Source organism: Paraflavitalea devenefica (assembly GCF_011759375.1).
Lineage (GTDB): Bacteria > Bacteroidota > Bacteroidia > Chitinophagales > Chitinophagaceae > Paraflavitalea > Paraflavitalea devenefica.
Map to the genome: position 1 here is coordinate 806,684 of NZ_JAARML010000001.1, position 26,072 is coordinate 832,755.

Genomic DNA, 26,072 nt, shown 5'->3' on the forward strand with positions numbered 1-26,072 from the left:
TAGGGGTATGCCCAGTGTACCCAACTGGTAGCAAAAGGCTACGGGAATGCTCTGAGATAGCACTAAGATAGCACGGGGATGGCTCTATACAGTACTATTCCAGAGCACTCTTAGACCATTCTCTGACCATTCCCAGACAACCCTCAGCGCATTCCACTACCATTACCCACCCAACTTTCCGCTTTTCCAGCCAACTTTCCCCACTTACCTTTCAGGCTATCTGGCGCGCTTTCAGTAACTTTAAAGCAGCCAGAACTACATGAGACAACTATACCTGACCTGCCTTTGGCTAGTCATAACCTTATCCAGCTACCTCGCCACACGGGCCGATACCTTTGTGGTCACCAGCTCCCGGCCTACGGGCGCCGGCAGCCTGCGGGATGCCATTGAAAAGGCCAATGCCAATGGTACCGCTGTTACCGATTATATCCTCTTCAACCTGCCTTCAGGCCGCGGCCCCGTTACCATCCTGCTTAATCCCAATCAACCCCTTCCCGGGCTTACCTCCAATATTGTCATTGACGGAAGTTCACAACGGGGTGATCCTTTTGGCGTTACCGAAGCCAAAGTAGGGGTGGCCATACAAGGTTTTTTTACCGACGACGGCCTCTATTATTACATCTTCCAGGCCACCAATGCCACCAATATACAGATCTACGGTCTTTTCTTATGGGCGCAGGTAGGCGATCGCTCCAGCGGCAGGCCACCCAGTCATCTGTATGCCATCGATCTGCGCAATTGCAGTGAAGTGATCATTGGCGCTCCGGGTAAGGGCAACCTCATCAGTGGCTGGAAAAGAGGTGTATTTGCCGAAAACTTCCGGGGTACCGCCTGCCACCACATTACCGTGCAATCCAACTTCATGGGCGTGCATGAAAATGGCATTTCCACGGTACTGATTGCCGGCTCCCGCCCCGGGGATCCTGGTGTACCGGCCACCAATGACTATAGCCTGTATTTTGACCGCGCCACCGATCTCTTTATAGGAGGGGAGGCCCCGGAAGAAGGCAATCGTTCCAATGCACTCGACGATATTTTTTGCATTGGCCATCCCAATGCGGCACTCAATGACAGCATCGTCATCGTCAATAATAAACTGGGGATAGATATAAATGGTGATATGCTGGCAGCCACTTCCATCATGGGTATCGCCATACAGTCTTACACCAAATTGAACTCTCTCACCAGGGCCGATGCCGGCATCATCATCCGCAAAAATTACATGGCTGGCAGATCGCGCAACATTGGTATCGCTCTCGCGGATGTTAAAAGCTATTTTGCTATTGAACAAAACCTCATTGGTGGTGAAAAACGAAACGCTCCTTTCCGGGGTGCTACCCTCGTTGTTGGCATTTCTATAGCAGGCTGCACCATGGGCATCATTGGCGGTACCGCTCCTGGTAATGAAAACTTCATCCGTTATTGCAGCCAGATGGCCATTACACCCAATGGTTCGTCCAATATCACTTTCCGCTACAATAGCACGTATTGTAACAATAACAAAAGAGGCATATACATTGATAACTGGACCACGTTCAACGGTGCCCGTCCACAACCTTTTGTTACCATCAATGGCCTTGACCAGGCTACCGGCACCATTCGCGGAACAGCCCTGCCCAACGCTACCATTGATCTTTACGCCGATGATGATTGTCCCAACTGTGAAGGCAAAACACATCTCGGCCTCGTGACCATCGCCGATGCTGCCGGTCAATGGACCTATACCCATCCCACACTTACCGGTAAAAGTATTGTTGCTACAGCCACCGATCCCCTGGGCGCCACTTCTGAATATTCAGCGCCCCGGCTGGAAGATGGTAACCTGCTCATCACGCCCGTGAGCTGCAATGCCCTGGGATCTGTTTGCGGATTGAAGATCATCAGCGGCTCGGGCTGGGAATGGCGGGATGAAACCGGCGCCGTGGTGGGCCGTGATACCTGCCTCAACAATGTACCGGCCGGCACTTACACCCTGTGGCTGCCGATAGGAACAGGCACCTGCCAGGAAGAATTTACTTTTGTGATCCCGGATAACACACTCAACATTGACTCCAGCGCAGGCATTACCATCACCAATGCCCGTTGCAATAAAAACAATGGTGCTGTTTGCGGTCTCACGCCCATCGGCGCTGTAAGCTGGGCATGGGAAAATGCGTCGGGTGTTACAGTAAGCACCAATGCCTGTCTTACCAACGTACCACCCGGCATGTACCGGTTCAGGGTAAGCGATGGCTCCTGCAGCAAGGTCACCAGGTTCTATGCCGTCACCAATACCTCTCCGGACGTAGATGCCACCAATGTACAAACAACGGCTACCACCTGCAACAAAGCCAATGGCACTATTACCGGTATCACCTTGTCGGGGATGGATTTCTCTTCCATACAATGGATAGATGATAGCAGGAATGTAGTGGCCACCACCCGTGACCTGGTCAATGTGCCTGCCGGCCGTTATAAATTAATTGTGCTGGACAATACAGCAGGCTGCGGAGATTCCACGGTTTATATTACCGTAGCCGCCACACCGGCGCCAACATTGGTTACCACCAACGCACAGATCAATCATGCTACCTGTGGCAATGCCAATGGCAGCATCCTTAATATTACCACCATCAATACCATGGGAACGGTAGTGGCTTTATGGAAAGATGCAACAGGAGCAATAGTAAGTAATAACCTGAACCTGCAAAATGTAAAAGCAGGAAGGTATCAGCTCAAGATCAAAGACCAAAGTAGTTGCGATACCGTGGCATCTGCCATCTTTGAAGTACTGAGTAATGGTGAAGTAAGGCTTGATAGTTCGGCGCTCACCATTCATCCCACCGGTTGTACAAGGATCAATGGCAGCATTACCGGTATGCAAATAGCCGGCGCTACCACCTGGCAATGGCGCAATGTAAATACCAACCAGGTGGTAGGTAACAATGCAGACATCATTAATTTACCCGCGGGGAATTACCAGCTATCGGCCATTAACAGCACGTACAACTGCACAGTCCTTAGCCATATTTATACAGTGGGTATGGCCAGTCCTTTACCGGTTTCCGTAACACAGGCAGTGGTAAAAGATGCTACCTGTAATCAATCCAACGGCAGTATCAATGTGGGGCAGTTAAATAACAATGCGGCCTTATTCAGTTTCCGTTGGCTGCAGGATAGCATCAGCCAGGCAGGCACCGGCTTGTCAATTTCCAACCTGAACCCGGCCAACTATTTCCTTATCACTACCGACACCAACGGCTGTGAGCAAGCGATCTATAAAGCGACCATCCGTATGCAGCCGCTTCCGGCCATGGATGAAAGCGGAGCGATCACCCAGCCCGATAAATGTGGTTTTGGCACCGGCAGTATTACCGGCATACAAGCCACCAGCGCCGCAGGAACGCTTCAATATCAATGGTATAACAGCAATAATGCGCCGGTTGGCCGGCAAAAAGATATCACTGGTTTAACTGAAGGCGGTTACCAGTTACTTATAACAGATATTAATGGTTGCACATTAAGGAGTAGTGTATATACTATTACACAGGTTGTCAGTACCTTACCTGCACCGCGGTATGATAATATTACCATCCCCCGGAACACAGATGCCACCCTAACCGTAAAAAACCCCATAACCGGCGCTGGCTACGCATTGTATAATGCTGCTACCAATACACTCCTTGAACAGAACCAGACGGGCCTGTTCATCCTCAAAAAAGTTCCGGAAGACGCACATTATTATATTATATACCAGGCCGGACCCTGTACCAGCGAACCAGGGCGGGTGAGCGTGAAGGTCATAGATGAAACAAAATTGGACATACCCAATACCTTTACCCCTAATAATGATGGTATTAATGACGAATTCCGTATCAGTGTAACTGGGTATTTCAAATTAAACGGACTAAAGATCTTCAACCGTTGGGGACAGTTAGTATTTGAGAGCAAAGACCTCCAATTAGTGTGGAATGGGAAAAAAAATGGACAAAATGTACCAGTTGCTACCTATTATTGGGTAATTGAGGGCATTGACCTACATGGTAAGTTTTTGCGGCAGTCGGGCTCTGTTACATTGATTCGTTAAAAAGGCATTAAAACCTTTAACAAACTTATTCATTAGAAAATAGTTTTTCCCAAAACTTCACGTTTGGCATAATTTATGGAAATATATTTCACGTTGCAATGATGCAGTAAGAGTTAAACCAGCGAGCAGAGAGAGTGTTTTTACGGTGGTTTAAAATTGCAACAAATCCTAAGAAATTTTACTGCGGTTATTTAAGATATTTGAATTATTTTTATAATGCATTACATGAAAAACCTTTTCTACGGTTTAGGGTTTAGGGGTTAAAAAGGGGAGTATTCCTGCTCCCCTTTCCTTTAAAAACTCTACAGGCGTTGGAAAGGTTTTTCTCTTTTATATACTTCCCGTTTTCAATCTCCTCCTATTTTATTGTTTTACAATTCATTACGGTAATATACTATTATCTGGTTTTGTATTACAAGCTTGTGCTTACCACTGTAACTCATTGATTTAAAAGAAAAAGCAAGACCTCTGGCACCCCCTCGTTGCCTCAATGCCTTTATGCCTTGTTGCCTTTCTTCTTCTCCCGCAGGTACTTATAAATCCTGATGGCGCTCATCAGTACGATCACAAAGAGGAGCAATCCAACAATACCCCACACAAAGCTGAGGCTTTGTTTTACCACTACCAGTATCACAATGGCTACCAGGAAAATGGTAGCTACTTCATTCCAGATGCGGAGTTGCTGCGAACTGTATTTAAAAATACCCCGCTGCTGCTGCCGGAATATAATATGGAGGGAAATATGGTATCCGTACAATCCTGCCACGAAAATGAGCTTTATTACCAGCCATTGTGGCGTGACACCCAATAAATACCAGACAGTGGAACCCAGTACCAATGTCAAAACAGCAGATGGCCAGGTAATGCCATACCACAGTCTTTTCATCATCACGCCAAATTGTTCTCTCAAAGCCTGCCGTACCGCTTCTGGTTTGTCAGCCGTCTCGGCATTATAAATAAATAACCGCGGCATATAAAACATACCCGCAAACCAGGTGACAATAAAAATGATGTGGAGCGCTTTGATGTATAAGTACATGGTGAGTAGTTCAAATGGAACTTACTAAATAGTATATCTTGCCGTTAGTCAGCGATCGCCTCACATTGACAGCTTACACTGCACGCTCCACCAATCCCTTCAACGCACTCACCCAGGCAGGATGCACATTCAAACAAGGTATCAATGTAAATTCTTCTCCCCCGGCATGCAGGAATATTTCGCGTCCTTCTTCTCCCATCTCTTCCAACGTTTCCAGGCAGTCACTCACAAAGGCCGGACAGAGGATCAGCAATTTTTTAATTCCTTCCTTAGGCATTTCGGTCAAACGGATGGCTGTATAGGGCTTCAGCCACTCATCACGTCCCAGCCTTGATTGAAAAGAGAAACTGTATTTGGAAGCAGGAATATTCAATGCCTGCGCCACACGGTTGGTGGTCACAATACACTGATGGCGATAACAGGTTTTATGCGCCTCGGAATCAACAGCACAGCAGTTATCAGCCTTCAGGCAGTGCTGCCCGGTTACATCACTTTTATGTACGTGCCGTTCAGGGATACCGTGGTAACTGAATACAATATGATCATATTCTTTTTCCAGGTAAGGTTTTATACTGTCAATCAGCGCTTCGAGAAAAGCAGGATCGTCATAAAAAGGCGGTACAACAGATAACTTAAAAGAATACTTCCCTTTGCGGTGGATCTTTTTAGCGTATTCCACAGCCGTCTCATAACTCGACATCGCATAATGCGGATACAAAGGCACCAGCACTACTTCTTCCAGGTCGGGCTGTTGTTGCAGCAATTCATCATAAGCTGTCCAGGGAGCAGGATTGCCGTATCGCATGGCCAGCGCTACCGGCTCCTCCACCTGCGCCTGCAGGGCCTGCTGCAATTGCTTGCTGATCACAATGAGGGGTGATCCTTCTTTTGTCCATATAGAGCGGTAAGCGGCGGCCGATTTGGGCGCCCGGAAAGGAACAATAAGCCCCTTTACCAGCAATGCCCTTAGCAGCAAAGGCGTATCAATCACCCGTCCATCCATCAGAAACTCATCCAGGTACCGGCGCACATCCTTTACTTCGGTAGAATCCGGTGAACCCAGGTTCATCAAAACAATGCCTCTTTTAGTTGCACTCATACGAATAAAATAGTTTGCAAAAGTAATTCAGCCAGCCACTCAAAAAGCGGCGTATCCATTTTCTTTTTTACTCCACACAATAACACCGGAAAGCTGCGCGATGTTACAAACAAGTGTTCGTACCATAAAACTTTCCTGTAATCGGAAACGTTTGCACCACATCCCGCATCCGCTAAAACGCTGTACCATGGCTGCTTACGGCAATAGCATCCCCAAAAACGGTTGACTTGAATCACCCTTTTATGTGATGGAAATCAGGGGGTAAAATGACAGTGAAATGACAGATATATTAGGTAGTTGACGCTTGCGAAAGTAATTTTGCCGTGTCAATTCTCTGAACCATATACCTCATGCACGGACATAGTAGTAAAGACATATCAAAGTTTTTTATAGCAGGGATCAACTATAAGAAAACCGATGCAGCGATCAGGGGCCAGTTTGCAATCAGCGATGAACAATATGCCTCCCTTCTTGCCCTCGCACCCTCTTATGGTTTGCATGAGTTATTTATTCTTTCTACCTGCAACCGCACAGAAATTTATGGTTTTGCCGAGCATGCCGGACAACTTATCAGCCTGCTTTGCACCCAGACCGAAGGCGGCCAGGACACTTTTACGCAATTAGCTTATATCAAAAAAGGAACCGAAGCCATTGAACACCTGTTTGCTGTAGGCGCCGGACTTGATTCACAGATATTGGGCGATTATGAGATCGTAGGTCAACTGAAAGCCGCTGTTAAATTTGCCAAAGAACAAGACTTCATCGGCACCTACCTCGATCGTCTCGTAAATGGCGTACTACAGGCCTCTAAAGCGGTAAAAAACCAAACAGCCATCAGTGATGGTACCGTATCTGTTTCCTTTGCCGCTGTACAATACATCAAGCAACAGTTCAATAACCTCACCGGTAAAAAGATCCTGTTGCTGGGTATTGGTAAAATAGGCCGCAGCACCTGCAAAAACCTGGTAGATTACCTCGATACCACCGCTATTACGCTTATTAACCGCACTGCTGATAAAGCGGCAGCGCTGGCCGGTGAACTTGGTTTGCACCATGCCCCTATTGAGCAACTGGCTGGCTACATTGAAAGCTCCGATATTATACTGGTGGCCACCAACGCGGCACACCCTACCATATTAAAATCGCACCTCGAAGGCAAGACAGACAAACTGATCATTGATCTGTCCATTCCCTACAACGTAGAGATGGCCGCTCAGGATTTACCCAATGTACATTTGGTAAATGTAGATGAACTGTCAAAACTGAAAGACGAGACGCTGCAGAAGCGTGAAGCGGAAATTCCCAAAGCCAGGGTCATCATTGATGAACACATGGCAGAATTCATGGACTGGTTCGAAATGCGCAAGCACGTACCGGTATTGAAAGCGGTAAAAACCAAATTACAGGAAATCCAGGCGTTCCCTCCCTACTTACAGGGCCTTTCTCCCGTTTCAGCAACCTGCACTACCGACGCTGATGCTAAAATCCAGCGCGTGATCAATGGCATGGCTTCCAAAATGCGCCGGGTAAACCAACGCGGCTGCTATTACATAGAAGCCATCAATGAGTTTATTGCCACGGGTTCTAACTAATTTTGCTGCATGAAACAAGTGATTCGCATCGGCACCAGGGAAAGTCAACTGGCCGTATGGCAGGCTATGCAGGTAAAGGAGCTGTTAGCCGGTCAAAACGTAGCCGCCGAACTGGTGTACATTAAAAGTGAAGGCGATATTGACCTCAAAACACCCTTATATGAAATGGGGGTGCAGGGGATCTTTACCCGCAGCCTGGATATTGCCTTGCTCAATAACCGGATAGATATTGCCGTGCACTCCATGAAAGATGTGCCCACGCAGTTACCTCCCGGGATTGTACCTGCCGCCGCCCTGAAAAGAGCCTCCTGGAAGGACCTGTTGGTTTACAAAGGTGATTGGCAAGAGTTAAGTAGTCAATTAGGATACGCAGATGGCCAGTGGGCGAACCCACTCACTCCCGATAGCTATCGGGACTACTCACCACTCACTATTGCCACCAGCAGCATCCGCCGCAAAGCGCAATGGTTACACCGCTACCCACATCATAACATAGATAACCTGCGCGGCAACGTCAATACCCGGCTGGCAAAAGTGGCCAGCAGCAACTGGAACGGGGCCATCTTTGCAGCAGCAGGCCTGGAAAGAATTGACCTGCGCCCGGAGCAATCTGTTGAACTGGACTGGATGTTACCGGCGCCGGCACAAGGGGCCATCATGGTGGTATGCCGGGAAGAAGATACAGCCATAGCAGGCATCTGCCAGGCTTTCAATGATGCCGATACTGCCTTATGCACCAAAATAGAACGTGACTTTCTGCGTGCTTTGCTGGGAGGATGTTCCACCCCCATCAGTGCACTGGCGGAAGTAAAAAATGGGCAAGTAGATTTCCAAGGTAATATCCTGTCTATTGATGGGCAGCAAAAAGCATCCATTGAAAAAACAATAGCGCGCGATGCCGCCAGCGGGGCAGGAAACCTTTTTGCCAAGGAATTACTCGCCAATGGCGGACAGGCTATTGCCGACAGTATTCAAAAAACGGGAACTGCTCATTAGTATATGGCTCAATACACCATACTCAGTACCAAAAAAATTGCACCAACTCTTAAAGAAGAAATGGTGCAAAGGGGTATTGATGTATTGGAAGAAGAGTTCATTACCATTAAGCCAATCCTTAACCAAATTAAACAGGTAGAAATAAAGCCCTGGATTGAGCACCCTGTTGAAATAGCTGTTGTATTTACCAGCCAGCATGCAGCAGCTACCGTAAATAAATACCTGCGTCCTTTTGATACGTATATTATTCCCGGCAACTGGCGGGTATTTTGTTTGAGTGGAGCTACCAAAGAATCGGCACAGCAACACATCCTGGCAGAGCAACTCATTGATACGGCTCCTAACGCGACCGAACTGGCAGCAAAGATCATAGCACACGGACAATTTAAGCAGGTGGTTTTTTTCTGTGGCAACCAGCGACGCGAAGAACTACCCCGCCTATTAAAGGAAGCCGGTATTGAAGTAGTAGAAATAGTCGTGTATGAAACCATTGCAACGCCTGTACTGGCTACCAATAACCTCGATGCGGTGTTGTTCTTTAGTCCCAGTGCAGTGAAGAGCTTTTTTTCAGTCAACACACTGAAAAAAGACACTCCCTGCTTCGCCATCGGCGCTACTACAGCCGCTGCCATTGGTGAGTATACAGACAACAAGGTTATTACCAGTGATACTCCCTCACCCGAAACCATGCTGGCCAGTGTATTATTTTACCTGCAAAACATTGATTTATATAAATAGCAAGAATCTATAAAAAATGACATCCTCCATACAGAACATTTCAGCCACCACCAACAACATGAAACTACAAAATGACCTGTTATTACGCACCTTGCGCGGCGAGCAAACAGAACGTACACCTGTGTGGATGATGCGCCAGGCAGGTCGTTACCTGCCGGATTACATCAAGCTCCGGGAGAAATACTCCTTCTTTGAGCGTTGTGAAACGCCTGAGCTGGCTGCAGAAATAACCATCCAGCCGGTAGAACAGGTAGGGGTGGATGCCGCCATTATCTTCTCCGACATATTGGTAGTACCCAAGGCCATGGGCCTGGAAGTACAATTGCTGGAAGGTAAAGGCCCCTTCCTGCCAGATCCTATCAAACAAGCCAGTGACCTCAACAGGATACACATCCCTGATGTACAGGAAAAGCTGGGCTATGTGTTCGACGCCCTGCGCCTCACTAAAAAAGAGCTCAATGGCCGGGTGCCGTTAATTGGCTTTGCCGGCGCTCCGTGGACCCTGCTGTGCTATATGGTACAGGGCAAAGGCTCCAAAACATTTGATGACGCCAAGGCATTCTGCTATACACAGCCCGAAACAGCCCACCGCCTTTTACAGATGATCACCGATACGACCATTGCTTATTTAAAGGAGCAGGTAAAAGCAGGTGCCGACGTTATACAAATATTTGATAGCTGGGGAGGATTGCTGAGCCCTGCTGATTTTGAGAACATCTCCTTGCGGTATATCCGCCAGATCGTAGCAGCGCTTAAAGAAGAAGTACTTACCATCGTCTTTGCCAAAGGCGCCTGGCATTCCCTGGAAGGCATGGCTGCTACCGGCGCCCATGGCCTGGGTATTGACTGGTGTATCACCCCGGCGCTCGCCCGTCAGATGGCAGGGCCTAAAGTAGTACTGCAAGGGAATTTTGATCCTGCCAAATTACTGTCGCCCATACCTGTCATTGAGCAGGAAGTTACACAAATGCTGGAAGCCTTCGGAGGCTATGGCCATATTGCTAACCTGGGGCATGGTATTTTACCCAATGTTCCGGTAGATCACGCCCGCGCCTTTGTGAATACGGTAAAGAACTACCGGCACAAAGCATGATTCAATCCCTTTACAATTTCTTCAATCATGAACGCTGCATCAATATCAACCCCAGGCATAAAAGAAAGCTGGATCAATTATATTCATGACCTGCAAGACCGTATCTGCCAGGCCCTTGAACAAGTAGACGGACAGACTACTTTTAAAGAAGACAAATGGGAACGTACCGAAGGTGGTGGCGGTAAAACAAGGTTGATGACAGGAGGAGCAGTATTTGAAAAGGGCGGCGTTAATACCTCTATCGTATTTGGTCCTGTAACAGAGTTGATGCGCAGCCAGCTAAAGATCGATGGCGATAACTGGTTTGCCTGCGGCCTCTCACTGGTGTTGCATCCCAACAATCCGTTTGTACCTACGGTGCATTGCAACTACCGTATGTTTGAACTGTACAATGCCAACAACGAGGTCATTGACCGGTGGTTTGGTGGTGGCACTGACTTAACGCCTTATTATTTAATAAAAGAAGACGCTGTTCACTTTCATGGCACCTATAAAAATGTCTGTGATCAATTTGACAAATCCTTTTTCCCGAAATTCAAAAAGGAGTGTGATGATTACTTTGTGAACAAGCACCGGAACAATGAGCGCCGGGGCATTGGCGGCATATTCTATGACTATCAACGTCCCACTGACCAGCAGGATGTAAACTTCTGGATGAATTTCGGGAAATCCTGCGGTGATGCTTTTATCCCGGCCTATGTGCCCATTGTAGAAAAAAGGAAGAACACGCCTTATACCAGCAGCCACAAATACTGGCAGGAAATACGGCGTGGCAGGTATACAGAATTTAACCTGGTACATGACAGAGGTACTATCTTTGGTCTCAAAACCAACGGACGTATTGAAAGTATCCTGATGAGCCTGCCTCCCACTGTGCGGTTTGATTACAATTACCAGCCGGCGCCAGGAACGCCGGAAGAAAAGCTGCAACAGGTATGTTTGCAGCCAGTTGATTGGGTTTAATATTACCGGGCACCGGGACAATCTCCCGGAGCATTAAAACATATATGTATGTATTTACAAAGAAGGAACAGGATCTTACGTCAATCGCCGGCTATCCGTTCATTGGTAGCGGAAACCCTACTTACCCCCAATGATTTCATTGTACCCTTATTCATAGTAGAAGGAACTTATATAAAGGAAGAGATTTCCTCCATGCCCGGTTATTACCGGCTTAGCCTGGACAATACCGTCAAAGAAGTAAAGGAATTATGGAACATGGGATTAAAGAGTGTATTGCTTTTTGTGAAATGTAAAGATGAGTTGAAAGACAACAAGGGGACAGAAGCGGTTAACCCGCAGGGGTTAATGCAAAGAAGTATCCGGGCCATCAAAGATGCCTGTCCGGATATGCTGATCATGACCGATGTAGCACTTGATCCTTTTTCTTCTTTTGGGCATGATGGTATTGTGGAAGGACAGGAAATTGTAAATGACGCCACGGTAGAAGTGCTGGCACAAATGAGCGTGAGCCATGCACAGGCAGGAGCAGATTTCGTAGCACCCAGTGACATGATGGATGGGCGCATCGGTGCCATTCGTACTGCCCTGGAACAAAACGGATTTACCAAAACAGGCATCATGAGCTATAGCGCCAAGTACGCCTCCTGTTTTTATGGTCCTTTCCGGGATGCACTGGATTCAGCACCCGGCTTCGGCGATAAAAAGACTTACCAGATGGATTACGCCAACCGTACAGAGGCTGTGAAAGAAACGCTGATGGATATACAGGAAGGGGCAGATATTGTGATGGTAAAACCAGCTCTGGCTTACCTTGACATTATCCGTGATGTAAAAAACAATGTGGACATTCCTGTAAGCGCCTATAATATCAGTGGCGAGTATGCCATGATCAAGGCTGCCGCCAAGATGGGCTGGCTCAATGAAGAAAAAGCCATCCTTGAAACATTAACAGCTATCAAACGCGCCGGCGCCGATCTGATAGCCACCTATTTTGCCAAAGATGCCGTAAAGCTGATTGGCTAAAGAAATACAACTACCCTAACAAATATTACTGAATACTGAGTCTTATACCATGAGCATCAACAAAAGCATCGAACTGTTCCAGCGTGCCCAGCAATCCATACCCGGCGGCGTTAACTCTCCCGTAAGAGCTTTTAAAAGCGTAGGCGGCACTCCTTTATTTATCAAAAAGGCACAAGGTGCTTACCTGTATGATGCAGATGACAACCGGTACATTGATTATATCGCTTCCTGGGGCCCCATGATACTGGGACATGCTTATGAGCCTGTAGTAAATGCCATCCGGGAGCAAGCTGTTTATTCCACTTCCTATGGCGCGCCCACTGAACTGGAGATTAAGATGGCAGAGCTTATCAAAAGCATGGTACCCAATGTAGACCTCATCCGCATGGTGAGCAGCGGAACAGAAGCCTGCATGAGCGCGATCCGGGTAGCCCGTGGTTATACAGGACGTAACAAGATCATCAAATTTGAAGGTTGTTACCACGGCCATGCCGATTCCTTCCTGGTAAAGGCCGGCAGTGGAGTAGCCACCTTCAACATCCAAACAGTTCCAGGCGTAACAGCCGGTGTAGCTACTGATACCCTCACCTGCGCTTATAATGACCTTGCAGCCGTAGAAAAGCTGGTCAATGAAAACAAACAACAGATTGCCGCTATTATCATTGAACCGGTAGCCGGCAATATGGGTTGTATTTTACCGGAACCCGGTTTTTTGGAAGGGCTTAGAAAAATATGCGATGCAGAAGGCATCCTGTTCATATTTGATGAAGTGATGACAGGTTTTCGCCTGGCAAAAGGCGGCGCCCAAGAGCGGTTGGGCATTAATGCAGACCTGGTAACTTATGGTAAGGTAATTGGCGCCGGAATGCCAGTAGGCGCTTTTGGGGGAAAGAAGCATATTATGGAAGTAGTTTCTCCATTAGGAAATGTATACCAGGCAGGGACGCTAAGTGGTAATCCCATTGCCATGATTGCCGGTTATACACTACTTACCGTATTGAATGAACAACCTCAGTTGTTACAGGAAATTGAAGAGAAGACTATTTATCTCAAAGAAGGGCTTCATAAAATATTGGCAGCAACGGGCACACCTTATGTAATCAATCAACTGGGTTCTATGATCAGCGTTCATTTCAGTGATCGCCCGGTAACTGATTTTGCCACTGCTGCCGCTGCCAACAACCAGTTATTCAATAAATTCTTCCATGGCATGCTGAAAAGAGGCGTTTACCTACCGCCTTCCGCATTTGAAAGCTGGTTCTTAAATAATGCACTTACAAGGGAAGATCTTGATGCTACCTTACAGGCAGCTAAAGAGAGTCTGGCTGAAATCTTATAACAGCCGTTTACAGGGAGGAATTTAAAATTCTGCCGGAATCAAGGAGTGATTTAACGCTATCCATCAGGGAAGAAGAGGATCGTAATGCATCCAGGTGACGTTGATGGTGCAGGTCGGTGCCCAGCAGATCGATATACTTCTTTTTAATCAGGTACTGGGCCAGCTCCTGCGGTATCTTACCGTAATAGCTGGTAAGTGATAAGAGATTGAGTTGAAAATAACAGCCGGCCTCTTTCAGCTCATCATACCATTGCTTCCGGGAAACCAGGTAGTTATATCGCTCGGGATGAGCCAGAATGGGCTTATAACCTTTTATCTGCATTTCAAATAAGGTCTCTTTTACATTCATCGGGGTAGTAACAAATGAAAACTCGACCAATACCCAGTTATCTTTTATTGTGAGCAGGGGAACGTCCTTTCTCAACAATCCATCAAAATGATCGTCCAGGAAATATTCTGCTGCCGCTCTGACAGGAACACCCATGCGCTCCCCTTGCAGGGATTGCTGTAACTGTCTGTGGGCATTTCCGATACTGTCTGTATCATTCTGATGCACACCCCACATAATATGTGGCGTAGTAACAAATTGCTGATAGCCCAGTTGCTGTAAGCCTTTTATCAGTTCCAGGGAAGTAGCGCCATCAGGGCTGCCATCGTCTATTCCCGGTAACAGGTGCGAGTGCATATCGGTACCCAATGCACTCAGGTCAACGCTACCACTGTTCTTTTTCCTGAAAATAGAGAACATGCCAATGTTTTGTTGTGTATTATTAAATTGGCAAGCAATAGTTGCTAAGCCACCGGCTCAGCTTTTACAAAATCGTTGTATACTTTTTGTATCCCTGCATGTAATGCTGTCTTCGCCTTCCAGCCCATACTATGCAGCTTTGTTACATCCATCAGTTTGCGGGGCGTACCATCCGGCTTACTCAGGTCATGTTGTATTTCGCCCTTATAACCTACAATATCTTTTATCAGTAATGCCAGTTCTTTGATAGTTACGTCTTCTCCGACACCAATATTCACAAATCCTTCTTCATTATAGGTCTGCATGAGAAAATAGCAGGCGTCGGCCAGGTCATCTGCATGCAGAAACTCACGCCGCGGATTTCCTGTTCCCCACATCACTACAGCCGGTTCATTGTTGACTTTGGCTTCATGGAATTTGCGGATCAGGGCCGGCAATACATGTGAATTATTGAGGTCATAATTATCATTCGGACCATATAAATTGGTAGGCATGACGGAAATGAAATTACAGCCATACTGGGCCCGGTAAGCATCACACATTTTAATACCGGCAATCTTTGCAATAGCATAAGGCTCATTGGTAGGTTCCAACAAACCCGTTAAGAGATATTCCTCTTTCAATGGCTGGGGAGCCAGTTTGGGATAAATGCAGGATGATCCCAGGAATAGGAGCTTTTTAACTCCCTGTACATAGGAAGCATGGATCACGTTGCTCTGGATCATTATATTTTCATAAATGAAATCCGCCCTGTATACATTATTGGCCTGTATACCGCCTACTTTGGCGGCTCCCAGAAAAACATAATCAGGCTTTTCTTTGGCAAAAAACTCATCTACAGCCTGCTGGTTGCGAAGGTCTAGTTCCCCGGATGTTCGCAAAAGCAGGTTGGTAAACCCCTCGCCTTTCAGCTTACGCACAATAGCTGACCCTACCATACCACGATGCCCTGCTACATATATCTTATCTGACTTATTCATAAGTTACAACTGGTAATAGCTTGCAAAATTAGCTCATTATTATTCAAACTGGTTACGCACGTAATAACCAGAATCCTTCAGTAAAACTTCTTTTCTGAATAGCTCTACATCATTGACTACCATTTCTTTTACCAACCCCGCCAGGTCGTATTTAGGTTTCCAGCCCAATTGTTGTTGCGCCTTGGTAGGATCACCGATCAGCAGATCCACTTCTGTAGGGCGGTAATAGCGCGCATCCACAGCCACTACTTCTTTGCCAATTTTCACCTGGAAATCAGGATTATTGCAGGCAGTTACCACTCCTACTTCCTTCTCGTCCTTCCCTTTAAATTCAACCTGAATACCTACCTCATTGAAAGCCATGCGCACAAATTCGCGCACAGGAGTAGTTACACCAGTTGCTATTACATAATCCTCCGGTTTGGGTTGTTGCAGGATCAGGTACATGGCCTCCACATAGTCTTTGGCATGCCCCCAGTCGCGTTTAGCATCCAGGTTACCCAGGTAGATCTTTTCCTGTAAGCCAAGTGCTATCTTGGCCACACCACGCGTGATCTTGCGGGTTACGAAGGTTTCGCCACGCAGCGGTGACTCGTGGTTGAACAAAATACCGTTTACGGCATACATATCATAGGCTTCCCGGTAATTGACCGTTATCCAATAAGCATACATTTTTGCTACAGCATACGGTGAACGCGGATAGAATGGTGTCTTCTCCGATTGGGGAATCTCCTGCACTTTACCATATAATTCTGAGGTAGAAGCCTGGTAGATCTTTGTTTTCTTCGTGAGGCCCAGCAAACGTACGGCTTCCAGGATGCGTAAAGTACCGATACCATCTGCATTGGCAGTGTACTCCGGCGTTTCAAAGCTAACATGCACATGGCTCATGGCAGCCAGGTTATAGATCTCATCAGGTTGCGTTTCCTGTATAATCCGGATCAGGTTGGTGGAGTCGGTCAGATCACCATAATGCAGCGTTAACTGTACGTTTTTCTCATGGGGGTCCTGGTACAGGTGATCAATACGCTCTGTATTAAACAGTGAGCTCCTGCGTTTAATTCCATGCACAATATATCCCTTCTTCAGTAACAGATCAGTTAAATAAGCTCCATCCTGCCCGGTAACACCGGTAATCAAAGCAACTTTTGCCATAGTATTTATCTGGTTATAAATTGAATAACTTTACGCACGGGCTTAAGCCAGGTCGTAAAAAAAAATGGTTTTAATTCATTCATGGCCCAGGCCTTCCTGTCTTCCTGGTTTGCCCTTAGCCTGTTCTTTATAGAGGCATTGCTTACACCGCCGGCCCGCATTTTCACCAACACCTTGGGAATATAATGTGCCCTGGCATTGTGCCGCACCATAATGCGCAGCATCATTTCATAATCGGCTGCCGACCGCAGGTCGGTATTGAAAAGCCCTATTGCTTCATAGATATTGCGGCGTACAAAAAAAGTCGGATGCGGCGGCATCCAGCCATAATAAAAATATCTCTTTTTATACTTTCCGCTCTTCCAATAACGGGTAACCGTCTGTATATCGTTTTGTTTCACATATTGCAGGTCCCCATACACAACATCCACAGCGGGATCCTTAAACGCTTCCATTACCTGCGAAAGTACGTCGCGATCATTATAGAAATCGTCTGAATTTAGGATTCCCACCACTTCTCCGGTAGCCAGTTGCAATCCTTTATTCATGGCGTCATAAATGCCCTTATCCTTTTCCGAAACCACCCGCGCCACATGCGGATAAGTGCGCACAATATCCAGTGTTCCATCCTTTGACAGCCCGTCCACAATAATATGCTCAACAGGTTGGTATTGCTGTTGTGAAACGCTCTCCAACGTATCGCGCACCGTGGAAGCGCTATTATACGTAGCGGTAATAATGGTTATTTTCATAACGCTCCCTCAATAAGTCGTTCGCGCACGGGTACAGCAGGATTCCCCTGATAAATAGTATAAGCATCCAGTCTTTTATTGGCCACCGACATAGCCGATAATACAGCATGCGATTCAACATGCACCCCTGGGCAAACCAAGGCTTTAGCTCCTATCCACACCCCATTCTCCAAAATAATTCCAGCTACCATCAGATCGAAAGTGGATTTGGTATAATCATGGTTACCTGTCAGAAGCATGGCTCCCTGGGAGATACACACGTTATTACCTATAGTAACATTAGCCAAGTTATCAATCCATACTTTCTCGCCAATCCAGGAATGATCTCCAATGGTTAATTTCCAGGGATATTTAATATTAACCGCCGGCTTTATGACTACTCCTTTACCAATTTTTCCGCCAAACCAACGCAGCAATATGCGTTTCAGGGAGGAAAAGGGATTCAGCGGGTTGATAAAAAAGCATACATTGATCAAATACCACAAGCCTCTTTTAATGGCTGAAGCACCGATCTCAGCCTTATACCAGTTATTTGAGTAAGCCGAAAGATCTGTTACCTGTTTCATTGAAATAATAAGGTGTATTGCGACAATGCATCAGAAGCAGTACTAAACTGATGTGCATACTTCCAGGCTGCCCCGGACCATTCGTCGTATTGTACCTGCTCCATATCCAGCATATCCTGTAAAGCCCTTTCAAAACCAATGCTGTCTGTCAGCGAAACATCCCATCCGGCCTTTACAGCTACTAGTTCACGCCAAGGCGTCTGATCGCTGATGATGACCGGTCGCCCGGCCGACAGGCCCTCAAAGATAGCATGACCGAAATTCTCCCCCTGCGTGGGCAGGCAAAAAACATGATGCGCCGCTATGATGACCGGCAACTCATGGTTGGGTTTCTCTCCTTCAAATTTCACCCTAACATTACCAGGTAGGGAAGCTGATAAACTACGGCATTGACCTACATACGCTTTATTTTCCTCACTGCCCACTATCGTCAATAAAGCCCTGCCTTTTAATCCTCTCAAACGTTCCAATAAAAAATGAAGATTCTTAATAGGATGCAATCTGCCCACAAAAATAATACTTAATTCACCGGGCTTTTTGGGCAAACTGCCCGGATATGCCTGTACATAAGCAGGGAAATTAGGGATCTGCGTTACACGTACCGTATCTCCAAATTCCTTTTTAATATCATTGAATTCCGTATCATCGGTTGCCTGAAAAGAAATATGCCGGTGCAGGGAAAGCCATTTGAAAACACGGAGGTATAATTTCTTCTTAAGGGATTTATACTGAAGCGCGCTTTTTCTCAACATCCCCCTTGGCGCCAGCACAACATGACTCTTCCATCCAACAGACCTGCTAATCAGCAAAGGATAGATGGTAAAGAATTTTGAAAAAAGGCTATTGAGATAAATATGGTCGGGGTTGATGTCATTGATAACTTCCCGTATATATTTCCAATGAAGATTTCCGGGTGAGCAATACAACACTTTAGCCGGCCCATCATAGAAAATCCAAGTATCAGTCTTTACACCATCGTAAGGGGCGGAAGAACCAAGATCGCGGTCGCTGGTAAAAACATATACATCATAATGATGTTGCAGGTGCCGGACAAAATTAACTGCCGAACGTATAGGTCCGCCTGCCTTAAAACCCGGATCGAACCAGTCTATAAAGACTAAAATAGATTTTCGCACTGATCAAATACAATATACAGGCATAAAAGGCCCGTGTAATAAAATCTTAGTTGCAACTGTTCTTTTCCATCCAATATTCCAGTACTACAAACAACCATAATTCCATCCAACGCACTTCCGGATCACCTTTCAGAAACCGCGCCCAATAATCCAACAGTTGTTTTCCCTGTATAAAATCACGCGATGCCATACGCTTCAGTCGCTGGTCACAAAAATCATACAATTCACGCTTCATCCATATCGCCCAGGGGAACAGAAATCCCTGCTTACGCCGGTGAACAATTTCAGGAGGCAACAGGTCCTGCAAGGAATCTACCAACAAACTTTTTGGGGTATGAGGGAACTTAAGCGCATCAGGCACTCCCAATACATACGTCACCAGGTCATGATCAAAGAATGGCTCACGTACTTCGAGGGATACTGCCATACTCATCTGATCAGTATCTTTTAATAAAGTGTGTTGCGTATAACCCAGGTATTCTGCTATAGAGACCTGGCTTAATGCAGGGAATTTTTCAAGATTACCATTTAGCGACAGCAGGTTACTCTCAAGCGCCGTTATATCATCTCCCAATCGGGTGAGCTTTGACAACAGGGATGGTGTAAATATTCTCCTGAAAGAGGGATAAAAAGCATTCACAGAGCAGGAAGGCGCTTTAAGCAACTGCTGTAATCTACCGGCCTTATTAGAGCCTTTGAGCGAATAAACCGTAGCTGCCAGCCGCCTCGCCCAACCAGTAGCACCCCATATTTTGTCAAACTTCTTCAATTGCAGGTATTGCCGGAAAAAAGGATATCCTGCAAACAGTTCATCGCCCCCGACACCAGACAGGGCTACGGTAAGGCCGCTTTGCCGGATGGCTTTTGATACCACGTAAGTATTAACACCATCTCCACTGGGCGTGTCCATCGCATCCAATGCATTCGTAAGTTCATCCAGGAAAACGGAAGGCTTCAGTAATACCTGGTTATGGTAGGTATTGAATTTCTTTGCTATCCGGGCCGCATATTCCGATTCGTCAAACTCTTTCTCGCTAAAACCAATCGTAAAGGTATTGGGCCGGGATTGACTTACTTCAGCCATAAGGCCTACCACGGCACTTGAATCTATGCCTCCGGACAAAAATGCTCCAATGGGCACATCACTTACCAAGCGGCGCTCCACAGCATTTCTTAACAAGTTACGGACCTGCTTTAATACCTGTTCTTTATCATGATAAGGCTGTTCTGCACTGGCCTCCGTAATGTCCCAATATTTTTTAGTGACTACTTCTGTACCCCGGATCCTGATACAGGAGCCGACTTCCAGTTGTTGAACATTTTCAATAATAGAGAGCGGGAAACCAACAGACTGGTAACTCAGGAACTCCCTTACAGCAGCAGTGTTGATCTTGTTGGGCACCAGCGCACTGGCTACGATACCCCTGACCTCAGATGCAAAAAGAAAACACTCCTTATTAATAAAATAATATACCGGCTTAACCCCCATCCGGTCGCGCGCGACGAGCAATTCTTCTGTTACCGTATCCCAAACGGCAAAAGCAAACATCCCCTTCAGGTAAGTCAGGCAATCTATGCCCCATTTAATATAAGCAGCCAGTAATACTTCCGTATCGCCATTGGTTGTAAAAGGATAGTCGTTTATACGCGCTTTAATATCCTGGAAATTGTAGATCTCGCCATTAAAAACGATCCTGTAACGGCCGGTATGGTCGGCAAATGGCTGATTAGCGGCATTAGACAGGTCAATAATAGATAAACGACGATGTCCCAATGCTACCCGGCCCTGCACATAGTCATTATGAGCATCGGGCCCCCGGTGCGCCATGGCATCCGTCATTTTTTTTATAACAGACGGATCCGGGACAAGACGATTAAAATATAGGATACCGGCAATGCCGCACATGGAATATAGTAATGGTTTTGGATGAGGGGTAGTAGTACAACAGATAGATTAACTTACTTGCTGAGCCGGCACTGCAGTGCTATTGTCATGGGAAAAGCGTTTTACCCCGGCGGTAACAGCCACTTTACGCCTGGCCTTTATAAATATATTGAGAGAAAACAGCGTCACCAATAGGTAAGCGCCCAGGGTGATATTGAATAAGACATTGAATTTCCTGAGTACCAGGCTCCGGAGAGAATAGCTATCCGTCTTCTCTTTGCCCATTGTCCAATACATAACATTCTTTATCAAGGGCATCACAAGTGGGATCTTATCCCAATTCGTATAACGTACGTCCTCATAGCGGTAGGCCATATTATAATCAGCGGGAACCTGTTGTTGATAATGTGCCCAGTCAGCTTTTACATCGGCAAAGCCGGCCAATTGCCCATTCTGTTTTCTAAAAAAGGTATTGTAAGAAGCATCCAATACTACCCAACCATAAGACGTTTTGGCTTCCACCAGGATATGTCCTGCTTTTTGATCATTTACCGTCATCTGCGGGAAGCGCACATCAATACTCATTTCCTGCAACAAGCGGCCTAATACATAGGCGCGGCTTCCACAGGCTCCCTGACCAGTCATTAAATCAATGCTGACCGGTTGAATAAAGTCTGCCTTTATTCCCTTTACCTGATGTGGCCCAAATACAGTTAATCGCCTTTCACCCAGCAGGTACACCACCTCTACGCTTTTTGTCAGCAAACTATCTTCCGTATTCACAAAGGAGGATAAGCCAGGTGTGGGCACCAGTCCACGTACATAGGCAGCCATGGAGGCAAACAGGTTATTTTCATACTGCTTTTCTGTATAGAAATAAAACAGCGATGCCAACAGGAGTCCATTCAAAAAAACAAGAATGTATTTTCCTTTTCGGCCGAGGAATGAATTTGACCGCATTATGCGTCGAAACAGGTTCATAAGGATAACGACATTAGTTGAATAGGTTCATACCGGTATCGGATTCAGGGGGTGTACTTCTGCATATTTAATACCAGTTTACATATTTGCATAAAATATAATCTCTATTGCCGGAAGTATGAATCCGCATACTACAAAAATTAAGCCTCTTTGTTGTGGACGTGGAATTAAAATGATATTAAATAATATTATCTATCATAATTACCCTGTCCTATAACATTCTTATATACCTGAAAATATTTTTCCGCAATGGCTATTGCCTCATATTGCTTCACATTCTTCAGGCCTTTTTGTATGATAGCCTCCCGGTAAGATTTGTCTTGTATAACCCGTTCAACACCTGCTCTTATTGAGGCGACGTTCAGAGGGTCTACCAAACAGGCTCCTTCACCAGCTACTTCTTTCATTGGGCTGATATTGCTGGTGATCACGGGGCGTCCGGATTTTTGCCCCTCGATAATGGGCAGACCAAATCCTTCGTAAGTGGATGGAAACAATACCATATCACTCTGTGCGTATACATCGGCTAATTCTTGTTCCGATAATCCCCAAAACCGGTGAAACGATATATTCTTTTTTTTCAGCAAGTCAATTTGCTGTTCATTAACCCAGCCTACAATAAAAAGATGGCAGGAGATATTTTCAAGAGCGTTAATGACCCTTTCCAGGTTTTTATTAGGGGTGGAGCCAATAAAAAGCAATACGGGACGGATTTCATTAAAAGCCCTGGGCGCAAAATAAAAAACCCCTCCCACCGGGTTAGGTACAATTATTACCTTTTCAGGAGAACATCCGGAATATTGAATGATTTCATTCCGTGATCTTTCTGAAATGGTGGTAATGATACGGGAATGCCGAACGGGTAAATTCAGGAAAAACAATTTTAGCACCCAGCGTTTAATACCTTTTGTGTTATGCAAAAAACCACAATCATGTATTGTAAGAATGGTCTTTGATGACGGAAGCACCAATGCCATATAATGAATGTCACCGGTAATATGGAATATGTCTGCAGAAACTTTACGCACTGCCCGAATATTCTTCCAGACAGCGGATGGTATTAATCGGGCATACGGCAGATACATCTCTTCAACCCTTATTTTTTGCTTAAGTGAAGTGATAACCTGGTTGAATACTTTTTCGATGCTAAAGAACCCTTCGCGCTTTGGACGATGGATCAGGCAGGCTCTATATGCCTTTAATTCTTTTTCCAAATAAAATAAACTTGTAGTTAAGCAGTTGGTTTGATATTAGCTTTACTGCGTCCCATAAGAGGGAAGTTCTCTTCTACGGCTAAACCCTCTTTTTTCCTTTTGTACACCAAACCATACCGGCACTATCTTATACAATAACCAGATAAAAAATGCTGATTTAATTAAAGAGTTAAATATCTGCAAAGTATCCGTTTCAGCTGAATAGGTAATCTGGTAAAATAAAACAGGAATCCATAATATTATTAAAGGCAGTCTCCTGCTGATCGAAAAAACCATTCCATAAGCCCATCGTATACAAAAACCCAGGATAAACATGAATACAATACCACCTTTTACGCCAAAACTTCCATAAGCTTCTCCCAGCGGGCCGACATTTGTTGACCATCCCTTTATGGATACTCCTGCATAATACTTCATGTTAAATTTCCCTCCCGCCTCCGGTTTATCCGGCCATAAAACCCTTGGCACAAATGCAGAAGAAAAGGAAAGAAAAAGTTTTTCCCCGTTATCATAGGGTTGAATCTGGGGTATCCGGTGCATTACCATGGAAATATTAAATCCCTGGTTCGTCCTGTAATAAACCGGATAATAAGCTTTTGCTGAGAAGAAGCTACCCTTTGACACTTGCTCAGAAAACAAATTTAAAAAAAGCTCCGTCTTATTACCAGTATACTTATTTTTCCATGTTTCATTTCTGTATTCCGGCTTGATATTCTGTACGATTATTAATATAAAAGCGCCAACAAAAAACAGGAGTATTTTTTTAAGAAAGCTTGTTTTGGATCCCAGAAAGAAAAACGAAAACAGTGTGATCCCCATATACGCTACTATTGTAAACATCCCGGTACGCAGCGCATTAAAAATTATAAATAATGTAAACCCTGAAAGAATAACCCATCTGTACGGAAAAGAAGGCAGGTAATAGACATACAACAATCCGGCAAATGCTGAGAAATAAAATAAAAGGAAGAGGAACTGTACCTCCTGTGGCAGGAACCCGGAGATAAAAAACATCATAACCCCAATAGACAGTATCGAGATGCTGATTTTTTTCATAGCAGGGTTTTCCAATACAAGCTTAGCTCGTTCAATAATTTGCTTTAATATGGCACCGTGATCTGTCTTGTGTTTTCTATTAAGCGGCCAGCATAAAGCAGTTGTGAAAGCTATGGTGGCAGGTAAGGCGAAACCAAAATAAACGCTTTCAGAAACAGCCATTTTCTTTATCCAAAATCCGAAATTCAGTGAAGCGCCCTCTTTTATATAGAAAGTGTATCCCAATGCAGGCATAGCTAAGCAAATAAAAGAAGCATGTAAAGCTATCATTTCCCGTAATACAATGCCCGTTCCCAGCTTATCCAATATCATTATTACCAATACGCCAAGGAATAGTAGCGTAAGAGGGAAATACCAATCAGTTAATAATGACAGAATAAATATTACTACCTGAAGGGATGCCAGTAAATATGACCTGAAGTCTTTCATTATTTTTGTTAAGCTTACAAACGATGCTTAATCAGTCATCTCAACACGTACTCCGGAATAGAATATAGCATGTATAGCATGCAGAATATGCTCAAAACTCCATAGTCTGATAATTTCCTTAGATTGATTGCCCATGGCAATCAACTTCAAAGGATCAATAGAGCCACTTAACTGCGAATATAACTCCTGAACATTGCCTGTTTTAAAAATAAAACCGTTTACGCCAGGTTTAATGAGATCTATAGCTCCTCCCACCTTGTCACTGGCAATAACCGGTATCCCACATGCCATGGCCTCGTTCAATGCCAATCCCCAGGTCTCGCCAGGGCCACTCGATGGCAATATAAAAATATTGCCCAATCTATATACTACCGGCATAACACTTTGATTCTGAAAGTCCAGAAATTTAACACTTCGCATATTAGCAGCTTTTTCCTTTAACTGCTGTTCCATTTCGCCATTTCCGACCAACAGAAATTTAATCTTGTTATTGGTTATTTTTTTCGCCAGTTCCAACAATATTTCCGGATTCTTTTTGGGCTCTAGCTTGCCCGCAAACAAAACAACTATATCATCTTCACAATACCCTAATTTAGTACGCCATGCCTTTGCCTGCCGGGCAAGTTCACCATGAGGGTCCGCAAAACGGTTATTGTCGATAGCATGGGGTGCAAATACAAGCTGCTGATCTCGTAGGCCGTGCGTAGTGAAATAAACTTTGTTATTCGTTCCGGCATATAAAGCAATATCAATATGACGGTACACCCACTTTAGGAATATTCTCCGAACCGCTCTTTTAATACCACTTTTTTCATCCAGCAGCGTAGAATCCCCTCTGAACAATACGGGCACTTTCTTATGGAAATAACGTATACAATTCAAATGACTCTGAAAACTCCAACCGAATATGAGTATAGCATCCGGCTGCCAGGTAGCTACTTCCTTATTCAATCCGGGATTGACAATCCCTTTAAAATGATGGCTCCCAGGGCTGGCTGAAGTATTCTCAACAAATGTATAATCATATCCCTTCAGCAAAGGGATATCCCACTGTATTACTTTCCCAAACCCTGCATCAAAGTTACCACCCTTTATCGATTGCCCCCATGTATAAAAAACCTTCACTGTCAACCTCTTTGATTGAGCCAATAACTCAAACCAGGGTGCATTATATTGAATGGGATGTGTTGTAATGATCGCCAACCGTTTCATTGATCAATCC

General features: G+C 45.4%; 21 protein-coding genes. 8 read left to right on the forward strand and 13 right to left on the reverse strand.

Annotated elements, in window-relative coordinates:
• Nucleotides 1–259: 259 nt before the first annotated feature.
• Nucleotides 260–4,066: a T9SS type B sorting domain-containing protein gene (locus HB364_RS03135; protein WP_167286438.1), complete on the forward strand. Its 3,807-nt coding sequence runs from the start codon at nucleotides 260–262 to the stop codon at nucleotides 4,064–4,066.
• A gap of 496 nt (nucleotides 4,067–4,562) precedes the next feature.
• Here the strand turns inward: HB364_RS03135 and HB364_RS03140 are convergent, their stop codons facing one another.
• Together HB364_RS03140 and hemH are read right to left on the reverse strand one after the other, a co-directional pair.
• A complete protein-coding gene (locus HB364_RS03140) occupies nucleotides 4,563–5,105 on the reverse strand; it encodes a CopD family protein (RefSeq protein ID WP_167286439.1) in 543 nt (180 codons plus the stop codon).
• Between the two features lie 73 nt (nucleotides 5,106–5,178).
• Nucleotides 5,179–6,204: a ferrochelatase gene (gene hemH, locus HB364_RS03145; RefSeq protein ID WP_167286440.1), complete on the reverse strand. Its 1,026-nt coding sequence runs from the start codon at nucleotides 6,202–6,204 to the stop codon at nucleotides 5,179–5,181.
• Nucleotides 6,205–6,554: 350 nt separating this feature from the next.
• On the opposite strand from hemH, the gene hemA reads away from it, so the two are divergent.
• The 7 genes from hemA to hemL are packed head-to-tail and all read left to right on the forward strand — an operon-like array spanning nucleotide 6,555 to nucleotide 13,948.
• Nucleotides 6,555–7,796 (forward strand): glutamyl-tRNA reductase, encoded by a 1,242-nt coding sequence (gene hemA / locus HB364_RS03150; protein WP_167286441.1) that lies wholly within the window; start codon nucleotides 6,555–6,557, stop codon nucleotides 7,794–7,796.
• Nucleotides 7,797–7,805: 9 nt separating this feature from the next.
• Nucleotides 7,806–8,792, forward strand: coding sequence for a hydroxymethylbilane synthase (locus HB364_RS03155; protein ID WP_167286442.1), 987 nt, complete (start codon nucleotides 7,806–7,808; stop codon nucleotides 8,790–8,792).
• A 3-nt stretch (nucleotides 8,793–8,795) separates the two neighbouring features.
• Nucleotides 8,796–9,530 (forward strand): uroporphyrinogen-III synthase, encoded by a 735-nt coding sequence (locus HB364_RS03160; RefSeq protein WP_167286443.1) that lies wholly within the window; start codon nucleotides 8,796–8,798, stop codon nucleotides 9,528–9,530.
• Between the two features lie 16 nt (nucleotides 9,531–9,546).
• Nucleotides 9,547–10,623 (forward strand): uroporphyrinogen decarboxylase, encoded by a 1,077-nt coding sequence (hemE, locus tag HB364_RS03165; protein ID WP_246228295.1) that lies wholly within the window; start codon nucleotides 9,547–9,549, stop codon nucleotides 10,621–10,623.
• A 27-nt stretch (nucleotides 10,624–10,650) separates the two neighbouring features.
• Nucleotides 10,651–11,586 carry an oxygen-dependent coproporphyrinogen oxidase gene (gene hemF, locus HB364_RS03170; protein WP_167286444.1) on the forward strand — a complete coding sequence of 312 codons (936 nt, stop codon included), beginning with the start codon at nucleotides 10,651–10,653 and terminating at the stop codon, nucleotides 11,584–11,586.
• A gap of 48 nt (nucleotides 11,587–11,634) precedes the next feature.
• The gene (gene hemB, locus HB364_RS03175) at nucleotides 11,635–12,609 is read left to right on the forward strand and encodes a porphobilinogen synthase (RefSeq protein WP_167286445.1); all 975 of its coding nucleotides are present in this window, start codon (nucleotides 11,635–11,637) and stop codon (nucleotides 12,607–12,609) included.
• Nucleotides 12,610–12,658: 49 nt separating this feature from the next.
• Nucleotides 12,659–13,948, forward strand: a complete 1,290-nt coding sequence (gene hemL, locus HB364_RS03180; protein WP_167286446.1) for a glutamate-1-semialdehyde 2,1-aminomutase — start codon at nucleotides 12,659–12,661, stop codon at nucleotides 13,946–13,948.
• 7 nt (nucleotides 13,949–13,955) lie between these two features.
• On the opposite strand, the gene HB364_RS03185 is transcribed toward hemL, so the two are convergent.
• From HB364_RS03185 to HB364_RS03235, 11 genes are all read right to left on the reverse strand, one after another.
• A complete protein-coding gene (locus HB364_RS03185; RefSeq protein ID WP_167286447.1) occupies nucleotides 13,956–14,696 on the reverse strand; it encodes a tyrosine-protein phosphatase in 741 nt (246 codons plus the stop codon).
• Nucleotides 14,697–14,740: 44 nt separating this feature from the next.
• Nucleotides 14,741–15,676: a GDP-L-fucose synthase gene (fcl, locus tag HB364_RS03190; protein WP_167286448.1), complete on the reverse strand. Its 936-nt coding sequence runs from the start codon at nucleotides 15,674–15,676 to the stop codon at nucleotides 14,741–14,743.
• Nucleotides 15,677–15,715: 39 nt separating this feature from the next.
• A complete protein-coding gene (gene gmd / locus HB364_RS03195; RefSeq protein WP_167286449.1) occupies nucleotides 15,716–16,831 on the reverse strand; it encodes a GDP-mannose 4,6-dehydratase in 1,116 nt (371 codons plus the stop codon).
• A 5-nt stretch (nucleotides 16,832–16,836) separates the two neighbouring features.
• The gene (locus tag HB364_RS03200) at nucleotides 16,837–17,583 is read right to left on the reverse strand and encodes a glycosyltransferase family 2 protein (protein ID WP_167286450.1); all 747 of its coding nucleotides are present in this window, start codon (nucleotides 17,581–17,583) and stop codon (nucleotides 16,837–16,839) included.
• A complete protein-coding gene (locus HB364_RS03205; RefSeq protein WP_167286451.1) occupies nucleotides 17,580–18,149 on the reverse strand; it encodes a WcaF family extracellular polysaccharide biosynthesis acetyltransferase in 570 nt (189 codons plus the stop codon). The genes HB364_RS03200 and HB364_RS03205 overlap by 4 nt, the downstream gene beginning before the upstream one ends.
• On the reverse strand, nucleotides 18,146–19,285 hold the full coding sequence (locus tag HB364_RS03210; RefSeq protein WP_167286452.1) for a glycosyltransferase: 1,140 nt from the start codon (nucleotides 19,283–19,285) through the stop codon (nucleotides 18,146–18,148). The genes HB364_RS03205 and HB364_RS03210 overlap by 4 nt, the downstream gene beginning before the upstream one ends.
• A gap of 46 nt (nucleotides 19,286–19,331) precedes the next feature.
• On the reverse strand, nucleotides 19,332–21,191 hold the full coding sequence (gene asnB, locus HB364_RS03215) for an asparagine synthase (glutamine-hydrolyzing) (RefSeq protein ID WP_167286453.1): 1,860 nt from the start codon (nucleotides 21,189–21,191) through the stop codon (nucleotides 19,332–19,334).
• A gap of 48 nt (nucleotides 21,192–21,239) precedes the next feature.
• Entirely contained in the window at nucleotides 21,240–22,079 is an 840-nt protein-coding gene (locus HB364_RS03220) for a transglutaminase domain-containing protein (protein ID WP_167286454.1), read from the reverse strand.
• Between the two features lie 260 nt (nucleotides 22,080–22,339).
• Entirely contained in the window at nucleotides 22,340–23,365 is a 1,026-nt protein-coding gene (locus HB364_RS03225) for a glycosyltransferase family 4 protein (RefSeq protein ID WP_167286455.1), read from the reverse strand.
• 42 nt (nucleotides 23,366–23,407) lie between these two features.
• Nucleotides 23,408–24,850: a hypothetical protein gene (locus HB364_RS03230; protein ID WP_167286456.1), complete on the reverse strand. Its 1,443-nt coding sequence runs from the start codon at nucleotides 24,848–24,850 to the stop codon at nucleotides 23,408–23,410.
• 27 nt (nucleotides 24,851–24,877) lie between these two features.
• A complete protein-coding gene (locus HB364_RS03235; protein WP_167286457.1) occupies nucleotides 24,878–26,062 on the reverse strand; it encodes a glycosyltransferase family 4 protein in 1,185 nt (394 codons plus the stop codon).
• Between the last annotated feature and the right edge of the window lie 10 nt (nucleotides 26,063–26,072).